Here is a 13,810-nt window from a genome sequence, read left to right on the forward strand (position 1 = left end):
TCACGATATAAATAAATCAATTTTACATAAATTATACCATAAATTTGCAAAAGAAAACAACAACTTGTAACTTTATTAGGGTTTTTTTCTTATTTTATTTGCTACTTCTTTAATAAATACTAAAAATTTATATAAATATTTCTATTTTCTTTTACTATATATATACTTTTATTAATATATAGGTAATCTCTGCTTCATTTAAAATTTTGTCGAATATCCTTATATTAACTTTAAAACATTCTATCAATAAAGAAGGCAGTGTGGATATTTATTTTTCTCTTTCCGTCGCAAGCTCCAAATCACGAAAAATAAACGTCTATCTCCTTCCTACTAAAAGTAAGGAAATTATTATCTATAATTTTTAATATTAAGATGTGATAATACCTTTGATTTATAGCAAATCGAAATTTCTTACTTTCCTAGACAATCGAGTAGGAACTAAATAATTATTTTATTCAGTATCCTCTCACACCACCATACGTACCGTTCGGTATACGGCGGTTCACTAGAATTTAATGGATATTTATTATGAAGCGATTTACTTAGAATTGGGCTACCGGAGATTTTCCAGTGGTCTTTTCTTATATTGGCATATTCCCATGCCTTCCAGTTATCGATTCCTAATTTCACTAAATTTCTATATCTAGTTCCAACAGCTTCCGCTTAGCGTTAGCTATTCCAAAATAATTAATCCATCCTTTAATAGAAGCATTTAATTTAAGTAATCTTAAATCCATAGAGATTCCTCTGTTTCTATTAGTTATGGATTTTACCTTCTCTTTGAATATTTTAATTCATTTCTCATGTATTCTTATTTTGGCTACACCTTTAATGAAATAAAATGAAAACCCTAAAAACTTTCTTTTACTTACAACATCAACTGCACTCTTATCTTTATTTACTTTTAATTTACGTTCATTTTCAATGATTCTTGTTATAGAATCCATTACCCTCAAACCTGCTCTTTTACTCTTGACATATATATTGCAATCATCGGCATATCTACAAAACTTATGCCCTCTTTTCTCAAGTTCCTTACCAACATCGTCTAAAATTATAATTGCTAACAATGGGCTAAGTGGCCCACCTTGTGCCGTTCCTTCTTCACTTGATACTTTAATTCCATTTATAAGAACTCCACTTTCTAGATATTTTCTTATAAGTTTCAGAAGTCTTTTATCTTTAATTTTCTTTTCAAGTTTCCCCATTAGTATGTTATGGTTCACTTTATCAAAGAATTTTTCTAATTCCATATCTACAACCCATTTATATCCTTGATTTATATATGTTTCTGATTGTTTAATAGCATTCTTTGCACCTCTATTAGATCTGAATCCGAAACTACTTTCAGAGAAAGTAGGCTCGTATAATTTACTAAGTATTTGGGCAATAGCTTGTTGAATCATTCTATCCTGTACTGTTGGTATTCCAAGTAATCTTACTCCTCCATCAGGCTTTGGAATTTCTACTCTCCTTACTGGAGATGGATTATATTTTCCCTCTAGCAGTTTAGCTTTAACTGTAACCCAAGTCTTTTTGACATGCTCTCAAAGTTCATCGGCTTTCATACCATCAATTCCATAACTACCTTTATTTATAATTACTCTATACATTGCTTTAAGCATATTATTTCTTTCAAGCACATCTTCAAGTAACCTATTAGCATCAAATAACTCATCTTTTACGCTTTCTCTATTTAATAAATCTACAGTTTTACTCTGCGCCTTCTGTTTATCTTGAACTTCCATTTCTACCTCCACAGTCAGATTCCTTATGGAAATTTCTGCACTCTCCATAATTCTTAGATTTATCAAAGTTGTAAACCTTCTAATGTTCAGTCCTTCCCTTTGCTATCGCGATTAGAGAAAGTACTATGCCGTCTACTGACTTCTGATAATTCAGCTATACATCACTATATAGGTTATCAATTTCGAAATTTCATCTACTTATTGATGTATTATCAGACCTCCCCAGGTAAAAACGTACACTTTCCATTCATCTATCTGCCACATTTACTTAATTAGTTTTCGGATAGTTATTGGGCTTTGCTTTGTTAGGCAAGCTTACCCACTAAATTAAGCCTCATGTGATTCGTGTTCCTCAGACCAAAGGTTTGCCGCCGACTTCCTTCAGATTCTACCTCACGATAGGCACCCTTGTCTTAAGCTATACAGTTGGCACTATCAGTCCCCGTTACGGACTTTCACCGATTAGTGTACATCCATGCTGGGCGTACATAAAAAAGAGAAGTTGTAAATCAACTTCTCTTTCTCATATTATTAATTAATGAAATCTATTATATCCCCATAGGAATCTTCAGCAAAATCTAATAACTTACATCCTGCTTTTTTAATTTTTTTTTGAGTTTTTCTATCTAGTTGAGGCATTACTATCATTCCTATAGTTGCTCCAACAGCTAATCCAGCTACCATTCCACTAATATATCTTCCCATATGTACACACCTCTTTAATAAAATAATATTTCTCATAATATAGAGTGTGTACTTTAGTATATTTTAACCTATGCAATAATTCCCAATGCTTTTTTAGCTAATTTATCAGCAATATCATTGTACTTATCACCACTGTGCCCCTTTACCTTAACAAATTTTATATCAATCTTTTTCATATTATTTTGCATCTTTTCATGATAAGCTTGTGTTAATTCTTTATTTCTTTTCCAAGTGCCTAAGGCCCAACATTCTACACCTTTATAATCATATACTATAGTAACTTTTTCATATCCTTTATTTATAGCAAACTCTGTAGCTTTTAAAGAACCTAAAACTTCCCCTGCAACATTTCTTAATGAAACAGAGTCTTTATCTTCCCCAACTCCACAATCTTCAAAAACTTCTTCTCCATTATCGATAGCTATAAATCCATAAGAATAATTCTCTTTTTCTAAAGAGAAACTACCATCTACATAAACAACAAGTCCTGAATTATCTATATCTGAATCAACTTCCGCCTTATTTTTATTCTTTACTGTTTTAGGCTTTCCTTCAGAATTTAAAGCTAAAAAGTCTATTGCTTCCTTTTCACTTTTAAAACTTTTATATATTGCTCCCTTACATCCTATTACTTCTTCTTTACATTCATCCCATGTTCTAACTATCATTGGAATTCCAGACTTACCTCTATATATTGAATAATATTTTGACATAGTATTATTCCTTTCTATAACGTACTTAATTCTTCTACCACATTATAAAGCTTTTCTACATTCTTTGCACCAGTAAAGTTAGTAACATATTCTAGACCATTTTTAAGCACTAAAACAAGTTCATCCTTACCTGCCCAATTTTCTAGAATAACCTTTGTTGGAACATCTGTTGCTATTCTATTTAAAGCAAAAAATACAACTGCAATTTCATCTATCTTTCCTATAAAAGGTATTTTATCAGGTATTAAATCTGTAGGAAAAATTACATAAGCTAAAGATGCAGAAACAACTAACTTTGTTTTTATTGGTACCCTACTATCTTTAAGCATTCTGCAAATTAATGCAACAATATCAGGAACTACAAATATATAATCTGAAATCTTCTTTGCTCCATCAGGTAACTTTTCCTGAAGTTTGTCTCTACCTAAAGTATAGTAATCAGCCACCTTATTTACAGGTTCTTCAACCTCATCCGCATCTTCTGTAATTACTTCTGGTTCTTCTACTTTAATAATATTACCCATTAAAGATATATTTATATTCTCTACTTCTGCATGAAGCGCTTGTCCTTTTATATAAAGTGCTTTTAAATCTATATCTACATACGGAATATCCTTAAGCAACTTTTTAATATCTAGTATAACTCTATCTTTTGTTGCATCTATTCCAATTATCTTTAATTGTCCTAATCCTATTTTTAACGCTAAACTTCTTATAGGCCTAAAGAATCCCAATTTCATAAGTTTTAACTTTGAAACTTTAGCAGTAACTATTGAATTTTCTACCTTTTCTATTGTTAACTGTCCTGCAAAATCAATAGAAACCCCTTTTTTAAAAGTTCCTTTTATATTAATAGCATTATCTATTGTTACTTCCTTTAATTCTAATCCATCAACCTTAACAAACTCATTAATTATACTAAGTATATCTGATCCAATCAATTGGGCTTGTACACCTGAAATTTTCATATAGTATTTCCTCCAATATTACTAATCTTTTTATATTTTACCCTTTATTTCATCAGTTGTAAAATAACTTTCCTTCTTTAATACATACCATAACTTACATTGGTAAATGTTATGATTTTAATTAGACATAATATTCAAAATATTTATAATAGTAGTATAAATATATTTTGGAGGTACCCAATGAATAAACAAAAGAAAAATTATATTATAATTCCAATAATAACTTCAATATTATCATTAGGTATACTACTCTTCTCATCAGTAAATTTTAATACAAAAAATAATAAGTCATATAATACTTTTAAATCTGATTTAGAATTAAACCAAGTATTAAAAGTTGCTTTAAGCAATAACCCCTATATGACTATTTATTTAAAAGATGGGACAAGCTATAAGACTGACAATCCTAATAGTCCTACTTTAAAGGAAGAACTATTAAGTAAGAATATCTCTATAAATGAGAATAATAATATAAATGTTACAAAAACCTTTGCTGGTCTTTTATTGCTAGGTTCAATAATAACACTAGTTTTTATGAGTACAAATAAATCTAAAGGAATGTCCTCTGCTACATCAATAGAGTTAACAGATTTTAGTGAAGATAGTAGCAAAGCTCTAAGCTTTAAAGATGTTGCTGGAAATGAGGAGGCAAAGGAAAGTTTAAAGGAAATAGTTGATTTTCTATCTAATCCTGAAAAATATAAAAGTTATGGTGCAAGAATGCCTAAAGGGGTTATTCTTTATGGTGATCCTGGTACAGGAAAAACTCTTCTTGCTAAGGCTGTTGCTGGTGAAGCTAAAGTACCTTTCTATGCTTTAAGCGGATCAGACTTTGTGCAAGTATATGTGGGTGTTGGTGCCGCTAGAATTAGAAATCTATTTAAAAAAGCAAGAAGTCACGGAAAAGCAGTAATCTTTATAGACGAGATAGATGCTATAGGTAAAAATAGAGATGGTGGTAAAACTGCTGGCGGAAATGATGAAAGGGATCAAACCCTTAATGCTCTATTAACAGAAATGTCTGGCTTTGGAGAAAGTGAAGGTGTAATTGTAATGGCAGCTACAAATAGATTAGATATTTTAGACCAAGCTTTACTTAGACCTGGTAGATTTGATAGGCATATAGAAGTAGCTCTCCCAGATGTTTCTGCAAGAGAAAAAATAATAAATCTTCATTTAAGCAATAAGCCTCATATTGATTTAAACATTAAAGATATTGCAAAGAAGACATCTTATTTTTCTGGTGCTAAGCTAGAAAATTTAATTAATGAAGCTGCAATACTTGCTGCTAAGGATAATTCTGAGTGTATAACTGAAACTCATATAGATAAAGCATATTCAATAGTTCTAGCAGGACATGAAAAACTTGAGAGATCACACTTAAAAGCATCTGATCTATTACTTACTTCTTACCACGAAGTTGGACATGCTTTAACATCATTATTATTATTACCTGAAGATGAGGTTTCAAAGATATCCATAATTCCAACTACTAAAGGTGCTGGAGGATACACATTAACTATACCAGAAGATACTAATTACCAAAGAGCTGATTATTTAAAGAAAAAGATAATGGTTATGCTTGGTGGGCGTGCTGCTGAAGAAATTATCTTTGGAAAAGAAAAAATAACAACTGGTGCTTCTAGTGATTTAAACAACGCTACTAACATTGCTATGGGAATGATTAGTGAATATGGAATGGGAGAAACCTTGGGCTTATTAAAACTTTCTTCCTTAGGATCAATGGCATCTGGATATAGCACAAAGGTTATAGAAGAATGTAAGGATTTAATTAACTCTTTATATGATGACACTTTAAAACTTCTAAATAATAATAAAGAATTATTAGAGAAGTTCTCTATTGAACTTTTAGAAAAAGAAACCTTAAAGAAAGAAGAAATAGATATTTGGAAAAAGCTTTGCTGATGCAAAGCTTTTTTAGTTAATCAAGATAATTAGAATAATAAAGTTAAATATAATTTTCTTTCAGAAAACTTCTAATTCCATAAGCTTCTCTTTCTTATCAAAAGACTATTGCTTCTTTCTCGAATTGTTTTAGCATATTTATATATTTATATATTTATATATTGTAAAGTTCTTAAGTTCTTATATTTTTATGACATAAAAGAATTTCTCTTAGAAAAATTCTTTTATAAGATATCTTATTTATAAAAATAATATTATTTTTATTATTAATATTGTTTTTATAATGTATAGTACTTATACATCTTAATGTATTAATGACTATACAAAATAAAGAATAGAACTCTCATCCCTCCACTGACGATTTATTTACTCCTTATCTTCTTACCTTTAAAAGTTCTTACATTCTTTTCTTCATAAAAATAAAAGAAACTGCTTTCGCAGCTTCTTCATTCACTAATTTTTAATTTCACTTCTCTTTCATCTTTAAAGATTACACTATATATTTCAAAACCTTCTTTAGCTTCATAAATACTTATATTATTATAAACATAGTCACCCTCTTTATTCCCGCCATTAACACTTATACCATCTTCAATTTCTCTCACTATAGAAAAGTCTTCTACAACTTTGCTTCTAAGTATTACATAACTTCCATCAATGCTATCCACTTCTATTCCAAATGAATTTTCATCTATTGTTTTATTATTTATATCTACCTTTAATTTTACTTTTTCTTTTGGATGAACATAAATTTCATCAAACTTCATAATTAATTCCTTTTTATCAAAAGGAATTTCACCATTGAACTCCATATAACCATATTAAATTTCACTATTCATAGATACACTACTTGTCACGTACACCTTATTATCTTTATCAATTATTTTACACTGCAAGAACATAAGACTATCATAATAATTACTATTAAACTTAAATTTAAGAACTGTTCTAGTTTTACTTATTTCAAACTTTACAAATTTTATAGTTCCAACATCTAATTTTAATGGTTCTGCTTTGCTATCAAACTCTTTAATGTCTACATTGAAAGCTTCATCTAACTTTACTGGCACTATAAATGTTGAAATAGGCTCATAACTTGTTAAATATCCACCTTCTCCTTTTTTGTATACCCTGAATTCAAATGTTATTTCATATGGAAACTCATTAAATGTAGTTTCAAAATAATTATCATTTATATTAAAAATTCCTTGAGCCACTGACAGTTGCTTTGATATAGGATAATCAGGTTTTACCATTATATCAACATCATACTTATCTATATCTTCAATTTCATAATTGATCCAAAGCCTTTTATAATCTCCTGATAAACTATTTAATTTAAATTTAATACCATTCTTTTGTTCAGAATAATTAATACTTTGAACCAATCCAAACTCCACAGCATTTTCAAAACCATCATCACCACCATTGAATCTAACTAATTCCACTAACTTTTTAAATCCTGGTATTGAACTGAATGCTTCTGCTGCTGTAGCTGATATATTTACACTTGCAACGAAAATTATAAATAATGCAGCCACACTTTTTCCTACATTGTATATACGTTTTTTCAATCTTTCCTTTTTCCCTATAATTATAGCTTTTTTAACTCTAAAGTTTAATTCTTCAGGGATTTCTATATTCTCATAATTTCTTTTTTCCTCTTCAAAAATATTCTTACTCATAACTACCCTCCTTAAATTCTTTTCTAAGAAAATTAAGTGCTTTATGAAGTCTATTCTTTACAGTTGGAACAGATATCTCTAAAATCTCACTTACTTCATTTATGGTGTAGCCATGAAAATATTTTAAAATAATCACAGTTTTTAAATCTTCAGGTAAGTTATCCACAGATTCTATTAATTCACTGTTATTATCTTCTATTAATTCAATATTCTTAAATATATCATCACAATAGACAATCCTTGACCTTTTCCTTAAATAGTCCAAAGCTGTATTAATTAATATTTTATTAATCCACTTTTCTAATGCTTTCATATCTTTAATCTTATTAATATTTTTGTACGCTTTAACTATAGAGTCTTGAAGAATATCTAAGGATTCATTTTTATTTTTAACATATACAAAAGCAAGCCTATATAGTTTATCGCTATTCGACTCTAAGTAGTTTTCTAATATCTTTTCTCTTTTCCTACTACTAAATATGGACATACTCATTCCCTTATTAAGGATTTTATCACAGCTACATTAGTAAGACGTATATTATTCATTTTTGTTTAATTATCAGGAAATTTTTTTATTAAACTTCAAGATAACATTTACATTTACAAATTATTTATGTTTATGGAACTTTTTATTATATTTGTTATAAAATATTAAATAACAATATTGTAATATTTTACTTTGTATGATATTATATTGATACTATTTATTAAATCTCAATAATAATTTATTAATCATTTTTGTTATTATTTAAGAATTAAATATTAAAGGGGGACTTATTATGAAAAAGAAATTACTTTGTGGAATTTTAGCGTCTGCTATGGCTTTCTCAGTACTTGCAGGATGTGGAGGTAACTCTGAAGGCGGGGCTGACTCAGAGGTTATAAAAATAGGAGGAATAGGGCCTTTATCTGGTCCAAACTCAACTTACGGTATATCAGTTAAAGAAGGGGCAGATCTTTTAGCTGAAGAGATTAATGCAGCTGGAGGTATAAATGGCAAGAAAGTTGAATTCATTTTTGAAGATGATCAAAGTGATAATACTGTAGCTGCTTCAGCATTTAACAAATTAGTTGATAAAGATGGAGTTTGTGCAATTCTTGGAGGAGTTACATCTGGTACTACTTTAGCAATAGCACCTAATTCAACAAATAAAAAGATTCCTATGATTACACCTACTGGAACTGAACCAACAATAACTAATGTAGGTGGAGATTTCATGTTTAGAGGATGTTTTGTAGATTCATTCCAAGGTGAGATATTAGCTAAATACACTAAGGAAAAGCTAGGAAAGACTACTGCTGCCGTTTTATACAATTCCTCTTCTGACTATTCAAAAGGAATTGCAAATGCATATAAAGAAACTTTAGAGAAAAATGGTGGACAAGTAGTAGAATTCTTATCTTATAGTAGTGATAAAGAAACAGACTTTAAAGCACAACTTACTAAAATAAAATCTGCTAATCCAGAGGTTATTGTATTGCCTGATTACTACAACGTTGTTGGTTTAATAGCTAAACAAGCTAGAGATATGGGCATAACTTCTCAATTCTTAGGTGGAGACGGATGGGAATCTGAAGAATTAACTAAAATTGGTGGAACTGCTGTAGATAGTGCTATATACATTAACCACTACTATGCTGAAGATACTGATGAAGATGTAAAGAGCTTCGTTGATTCTTATACTAAGAAATATAACAAAACTCCAGACTGCTTTGCTGCTCTTTCTTATGATACAGCTAAAATTTTAGTTAAAGCTATAGAAAAAGCAAATAGTACAGATGGAACTGCAATAAGAGATGCTTTAGCCGGAATGGAAATTAATAGCGTAACTGGAAATATAAAATTTAATGAAGAAAGATCAGCCGTTAAGAGCGCAGCTATTATAAAAATTAATGGAGACAAGAAGGAATTAAATGATAAGGTTAATCCTTAATATAATACTTAACTAAAGGAGGAGTTACTATGGAATTTTTACAACAATTGATTAATGGCTTAGCTTTAGGTAGCGTATATGCACTCCTAGCTTTAGGTTACACAATGGTATATGGAATAATTCAATTAATAAACTTTGCCCATGGTGAAATATACATGATAGGAGCCTTTGCAGGCTTCTATTGTGCTACCACACTAAATTTACCACTAGTACCTACGTTATTAGCTGCAATGGCTGCATCTGCACTAGCTGGTATTATAATTGAGAAAGTAGCATATAAGCCACTAAGAAACTCACCAAGAATAACATTACTTATTACTGCAATAGGTGTTTCTTTGTTATTACAAAATAGTATGAGAGTTTTAGTTGGTGCTAATCCAAAACCATTTCCAGACCTAATTAAAGCTGGTTACTTAGAAATAGGTGCACTTCATATAGAATGGAAGACACTACTTATGTTTGCTGTATCTGCAATCCTTGTACTTCTCCTTCAATTTATTGTTTTTAAAACTAAGGTTGGAAAGGCAATGAGAGCAGCTTCCTTTGATATAGAGGCTGCATCTTTGATGGGAATAAACGTTAACAATACAATATCACTAACTTTTGCTATTGGTTCTGCTCTAGCTGGTATAGCTGGTGTTCTAGTAGCAATATCCTATCCTAGCATAACTCCTTATATGGGTGTTATGCCTGGTCTAAAAGCCTTTGTTGCAGCAGTACTTGGAGGAATAGGAAGTATACCTGGTGCTTTACTAGGAGGATTATCTATTGGCTTATTAGAAACACTTTCAAAGGCATATATATCTACTACTTTTTCAGATGCAATAGTTTTTGGTATTCTAATTGTTATTTTATTAATTAAACCTTCTGGCTTACTTGGTAAGGTAACAAGAGAGAAAGTGTAGGTGATATAAATGAAAAAATTATCAGAAAAAAAATCATTATTAATATTTGGTGTAATACTACTTGTTTACGGTATCCTATTTACCTTATTAAAAACAGGAGTAATAGGTGCTTACTATGAAGGAATTATTCTTTTAACGTTTATAAATATAATTTTAGCTGTATCACTTAATTTAATTGTAGGCTTTACTGGTCAGCTTTGTTTGGGACATGCTGGTTTTATGGCCATAGGTGCTTATATTTCTGCAATTATAAGTACTAAAGCTAACTTACCTTTCTTCTTAGCGATTATAGTTGGTGCAATAGTATCTGCTTTCTTTGCTGCTTTGATTGGTTTTCCAACATTAAGACTTACAGGAGACTATTTTGCAATTACTACTTTAGCTTTCTGTGAAATCATTAGAGTAATAATTATGAATATTGATTATGTAGGTGGTGCTAGAGGATTTACTGGAATCCCTACAAAAACAACTATTTCAATAAGTTTCTGGGTCATGGCACTTACAGTAATAATTATTTATAACATAATCCACTCATCTCAAGGGCGTGCAATGTTAGCTGTACGTGAAAATGAAATTGCAGCTGAATCTATGGGAGTTAATGCCTTCAAGTATAAAATGACTGCTTTCATTATAGGAGCTTTCTTTGCAGGACTTGCTGGTGGATTATACGCTCATTATATGGGGTATCTTCAACCAACTTCCTTTGACTTTGTTAAATCAATTGATTATTTAACATTTGTTGTTTTTGGAGGTATGGGATCTTTATCAGGCTCTATTATTTCTACAGGTATTTTAACATTCTTACCCGAGCTATTAAGAGGACTACAGGATTATAGAATGATTATTTACCCACTAGCCCTTATAATCTTAATGATATTTAGACCTCAAGGGTTACTTGGTGACAAAGAATTATCATTAAAAATATTTAAATTAAAAAATACCAAGGAAATTAAAGATATTGAAGCTAGAAAGGAGGCTTAAAATATGTTAGATGTAAAAGACCTATCTATAGAATTTGGAGGACTTAAAGCTGTTTCAGACTTTAACCTTTCAATCGAAGATAAACAAGTTGTTGGATTAATTGGACCTAATGGTGCAGGTAAAACTACCGTTTTCAATATGTTAACTGGAGTTTATGCTCCTACTAATGGCACTATTATATACCTTGGAGAAAATATTGAAGGTCTTAAGCCATACGATATTACTCAAAAGAAAATTTGTAGAACCTTTCAAAATATAAGACTATTTTCAAGCCTTTCTGTAATAGATAATGTAAAAATCAGCTTTAACTTTAGAATTAAATATAATCTACTTGATTCTATTCTTAGAACTCCTAAATTTAAAAAGGAGGAGGCTGAAATTGAAAAAAAATCGCTAGAATTATTAAAAGCATTTAATCTAGCTGAAAAAAAGGATGAATTTGCAAAAAATCTTTCTTATGGTGAACAAAGAAGGCTTGAAATTGTAAGAGCCCTTGCTGCTAAGCCTTCGCTAATACTTCTTGATGAGCCTGCTGCAGGTATGAATCCTCAAGAAACAGCAGAACTTATGGAATTAATTAATTGGATAAAAAATGAATTCCACATATCAGTTCTATTAATTGAACATGATATGAAGCTAGTAATGGGTATTTGTGACAAAGTTGTAGTTCTTGACTATGGTAAAAAGATAGCTGAAGGAACTCCAAGTGAAATAAAAAATAATCCTAAGGTAATTGAAGCTTATCTTGGAGAGGGGGCTTAAAATGCTTAAAATTGACAATATAAACTTATACTACGGTGGTATTCATGCATTAAAAGATCTTTCTTTAGATGTAAAAAAAGGTGAGATTGTTACTTTAATAGGCGCAAATGGTGCAGGTAAAACTTCTACTTTAAGAGCAATATCAGGACTTGAACCCATTAAAAGTGGAACTATCTCCTACAAAGCTTCCCCTATTAACAAGGTTCCTGCTCATAAAATAGTATCTTTAGGACTATCTCATGTACCAGAAGGAAGAAAGATATTTGCAAATCTTACTGTTCTAGAAAACCTTGAACTTGGTGCTTATTTAAGAAAAGATAAAGAAATTCAAAAAGATATGGAAATGGTATTTTCTAAATTTCCAAGACTTAAGGAAAGAGAAAAGCAACAAGCTGGTACACTTTCAGGTGGAGAACAACAAATGCTTGCTATAGGAAGAGCATTAATGAACAGACCCGAAATGTTAATTCTTGATGAACCTTCTATGGGACTTGCACCTCTTGTTGTTAAAGATATATTTAACACAATAGTTGAAATCAATAAGTCAGGTACTACTATTCTTCTAGTAGAACAAAATGCAAATATGGCTCTTTCCATTGCAGATAGAGCTTATGTACTTGAAACAGGTAAGATTGTCTTAAGTGGAGATGCTAAAGAATTATTAGAAGATGATAGTATAAAGAGTGCATATCTTGGAGAGTAATTTAAAAATGTTGGAATCCAGCAATAGCTGGATTCCTTTCATTTTTTTATATAAACTATTTACTTTTTCCTATATAAGGGATTATATAAACATTAGAAACTCCTCTAGCTTGAATATCTTGTACAACCCTTTTAGCTTCCTCAAAGTCTTCATAGACACCTACGCACACTCTCCATCCATAATCTTTGGTTACTTCTTTCTTTATCCCTTTATTCTTTTTCCCTTCTTCTTTAGGTATTTTTCCAACAAGCTGAACACAGGCATTAGCTACTACTCTTCCAAAATACTCTGCATTAAAATTTCTCTCTACCTGCCTATTAGAAATATAATCTCCTAAGCATACAGCTCCTGGTATATTTATGCTATTTAACACACCATAATCTATTTCTGATAGCCCTCTATTTTCACTTTTAAAACCCTTTACCATCTTATCTAGTAAATACTCACCAAACTCTTTTGATTTAGAATTATCTTTTTTAATAAATACCTCTGTACCCTCAATTGAATCTGAATCACTAAAATTCATATGAAAACTAATGTAATAATCTCCTCCCCAACCGTTTGCATAAGTAACTCTTTCTTTTAATTCCATATATATGTCATTTGATCTTATTAAAAATACCTCTTCACCATTTAGCTCTAATACTCTTTTTGCCTCTAATGCAGCATCTAAAGATATATTCTTTTCTCTTCTTCCACCAGGTCCAATAGCTCCATTGTCTTTTCCACCATGCCCAGCATCAATTATCCATCTACCCAAATACCTTCCTCCTAAAAATT

16 protein-coding genes are annotated in these 13,810 nt (G+C 30.3%); 6 read left to right on the plus strand and 10 right to left on the minus strand.

Going from position 1 to position 13,810, the window contains the following annotated elements; genetic code table 11:
• Positions 1 to 629: 629 nt before the first annotated feature.
• From G594_RS20675 to G594_RS0101035, 6 genes are all read right to left on the minus strand, one after another.
• Positions 630 to 737: a group II intron maturase-specific domain-containing protein gene (locus G594_RS20675; RefSeq protein WP_316109976.1), complete on the minus strand. Its 108-nt coding sequence runs from the start codon at positions 735 to 737 to the stop codon at positions 630 to 632.
• Between the two features lie 57 nt (positions 738 to 794).
• Positions 795 to 1,508, minus strand: coding sequence for a group II intron reverse transcriptase/maturase (gene ltrA / locus G594_RS20680; RefSeq protein WP_316110057.1), 714 nt, complete (start codon positions 1,506 to 1,508; stop codon positions 795 to 797).
• Between the two features lie 39 nt (positions 1,509 to 1,547).
• Positions 1,548 to 1,748, minus strand: coding sequence for a hypothetical protein (locus G594_RS20685; RefSeq protein WP_271842164.1), 201 nt, complete (start codon positions 1,746 to 1,748; stop codon positions 1,548 to 1,550).
• 531 nt (positions 1,749 to 2,279) lie between these two features.
• On the minus strand, positions 2,280 to 2,453 hold the full coding sequence (locus tag G594_RS20015; RefSeq protein ID WP_111918117.1) for a YtxH domain-containing protein: 174 nt from the start codon (positions 2,451 to 2,453) through the stop codon (positions 2,280 to 2,282).
• Between the two features lie 68 nt (positions 2,454 to 2,521).
• A complete protein-coding gene (locus G594_RS0101030; protein ID WP_027096852.1) occupies positions 2,522 to 3,166 on the minus strand; it encodes a ribonuclease H1 domain-containing protein in 645 nt (214 codons plus the stop codon).
• A 14-nt stretch (positions 3,167 to 3,180) separates the two neighbouring features.
• Entirely contained in the window at positions 3,181 to 4,134 is a 954-nt protein-coding gene (locus tag G594_RS0101035) for a YkvA family protein (RefSeq protein WP_027096853.1), read from the minus strand.
• A 180-nt stretch (positions 4,135 to 4,314) separates the two neighbouring features.
• Between G594_RS0101035 and G594_RS0101040 the strand changes: the two genes are divergently transcribed.
• The gene (locus tag G594_RS0101040; RefSeq protein WP_027096854.1) at positions 4,315 to 6,060 is read left to right on the plus strand and encodes an ATP-dependent metallopeptidase FtsH/Yme1/Tma family protein; all 1,746 of its coding nucleotides are present in this window, start codon (positions 4,315 to 4,317) and stop codon (positions 6,058 to 6,060) included.
• Between the two features lie 446 nt (positions 6,061 to 6,506).
• Here G594_RS0101040 and G594_RS0101045 read toward each other — a convergent pair whose 3' ends face one another.
• Genes G594_RS0101045 through G594_RS0101055 form a run of 3 tightly spaced genes read right to left on the minus strand, consistent with a single transcriptional unit; the run spans position 6,507 to position 8,232 of the window.
• The gene (locus G594_RS0101045) at positions 6,507 to 6,872 is read right to left on the minus strand and encodes a hypothetical protein (RefSeq protein WP_027096855.1); all 366 of its coding nucleotides are present in this window, start codon (positions 6,870 to 6,872) and stop codon (positions 6,507 to 6,509) included.
• Between the two features lie 9 nt (positions 6,873 to 6,881).
• On the minus strand, positions 6,882 to 7,745 hold the full coding sequence (locus G594_RS0101050; RefSeq protein ID WP_027096856.1) for a DUF4179 domain-containing protein: 864 nt from the start codon (positions 7,743 to 7,745) through the stop codon (positions 6,882 to 6,884).
• Positions 7,738 to 8,232, minus strand: a complete 495-nt coding sequence (locus G594_RS0101055; RefSeq protein ID WP_027096857.1) for a sigma-70 family RNA polymerase sigma factor — start codon at positions 8,230 to 8,232, stop codon at positions 7,738 to 7,740. Before G594_RS0101055 ends, G594_RS0101050 begins: the two co-directional genes overlap by 8 nt.
• A 292-nt stretch (positions 8,233 to 8,524) precedes the next feature.
• Between G594_RS0101055 and G594_RS0101060 the strand changes: the two genes are divergently transcribed.
• From G594_RS0101060 to G594_RS0101080, 5 genes are read left to right on the plus strand one after another with little or no spacing between them, the layout of a single operon-like run.
• On the plus strand, positions 8,525 to 9,679 hold the full coding sequence (locus G594_RS0101060) for an ABC transporter substrate-binding protein (protein WP_027096858.1): 1,155 nt from the start codon (positions 8,525 to 8,527) through the stop codon (positions 9,677 to 9,679).
• 29 nt (positions 9,680 to 9,708) lie between these two features.
• Positions 9,709 to 10,584: a branched-chain amino acid ABC transporter permease gene (locus G594_RS0101065; RefSeq protein WP_027096859.1), complete on the plus strand. Its 876-nt coding sequence runs from the start codon at positions 9,709 to 9,711 to the stop codon at positions 10,582 to 10,584.
• A gap of 9 nt (positions 10,585 to 10,593) precedes the next feature.
• Positions 10,594 to 11,565, plus strand: coding sequence for a branched-chain amino acid ABC transporter permease (locus G594_RS0101070; RefSeq protein ID WP_027096860.1), 972 nt, complete (start codon positions 10,594 to 10,596; stop codon positions 11,563 to 11,565).
• 3 nt (positions 11,566 to 11,568) lie between these two features.
• Complete coding sequence (locus G594_RS0101075) at positions 11,569 to 12,327, plus strand: ABC transporter ATP-binding protein (RefSeq protein WP_027096861.1); 759 nt, start codon at positions 11,569 to 11,571, stop codon at positions 12,325 to 12,327.
• A 1-nt stretch (position 12,328) separates the two neighbouring features.
• Entirely contained in the window at positions 12,329 to 13,030 is a 702-nt protein-coding gene (locus tag G594_RS0101080; protein WP_027096862.1) for an ABC transporter ATP-binding protein, read from the plus strand.
• A gap of 55 nt (positions 13,031 to 13,085) precedes the next feature.
• Here G594_RS0101080 and G594_RS0101085 read toward each other — a convergent pair whose 3' ends face one another.
• Positions 13,086 to 13,790 (minus strand): N-acetylmuramoyl-L-alanine amidase, encoded by a 705-nt coding sequence (locus tag G594_RS0101085; protein WP_027096863.1) that lies wholly within the window; start codon positions 13,788 to 13,790, stop codon positions 13,086 to 13,088.
• Positions 13,791 to 13,810: the final 20 nt, after the last annotated feature.

It is taken from the genome of Clostridium paraputrificum AGR2156 (assembly GCF_000424025.1).
Classification (GTDB): domain Bacteria; phylum Bacillota; class Clostridia; order Clostridiales; family Clostridiaceae; genus Clostridium; species Clostridium paraputrificum.

Coding starts and splice junctions, on each gene's coding strand:
- G594_RS20675 (WP_316109976.1), bottom strand. CDS start 737: ATGGATTTAAGATTACTTAAATTAAATGCTTCTATTAAAGGATGGATT.
- G594_RS20685 (WP_271842164.1), bottom strand. CDS start 1,748: ATGGAAGTTCAAGATAAACAGAAGGCGCAGAGTAAAACTGTAGATTTA.
- G594_RS20015 (WP_111918117.1), bottom strand. CDS start 2,453: ATGGGAAGATATATTAGTGGAATGGTAGCTGGATTAGCTGTTGGAGCA.
- G594_RS0101030 (WP_027096852.1), bottom strand. CDS start 3,166: ATGTCAAAATATTATTCAATATATAGAGGTAAGTCTGGAATTCCAATG.
- G594_RS0101035 (WP_027096853.1), bottom strand. CDS start 4,134: ATGAAAATTTCAGGTGTACAAGCCCAATTGATTGGATCAGATATACTT.
- G594_RS0101040 (WP_027096854.1), top strand. CDS start 4,315: ATGAATAAACAAAAGAAAAATTATATTATAATTCCAATAATAACTTCA.
- G594_RS0101045 (WP_027096855.1), bottom strand. CDS start 6,872: ATGGAGTTCAATGGTGAAATTCCTTTTGATAAAAAGGAATTAATTATG.
- G594_RS0101050 (WP_027096856.1), bottom strand. CDS start 7,745: ATGAGTAAGAATATTTTTGAAGAGGAAAAAAGAAATTATGAGAATATA.
- G594_RS0101055 (WP_027096857.1), bottom strand. CDS start 8,232: ATGTCCATATTTAGTAGTAGGAAAAGAGAAAAGATATTAGAAAACTAC.
- G594_RS0101060 (WP_027096858.1), top strand. CDS start 8,525: ATGAAAAAGAAATTACTTTGTGGAATTTTAGCGTCTGCTATGGCTTTC.
- G594_RS0101065 (WP_027096859.1), top strand. CDS start 9,709: ATGGAATTTTTACAACAATTGATTAATGGCTTAGCTTTAGGTAGCGTA.
- G594_RS0101070 (WP_027096860.1), top strand. CDS start 10,594: ATGAAAAAATTATCAGAAAAAAAATCATTATTAATATTTGGTGTAATA.
- G594_RS0101075 (WP_027096861.1), top strand. CDS start 11,569: ATGTTAGATGTAAAAGACCTATCTATAGAATTTGGAGGACTTAAAGCT.
- G594_RS0101080 (WP_027096862.1), top strand. CDS start 12,329: ATGCTTAAAATTGACAATATAAACTTATACTACGGTGGTATTCATGCA.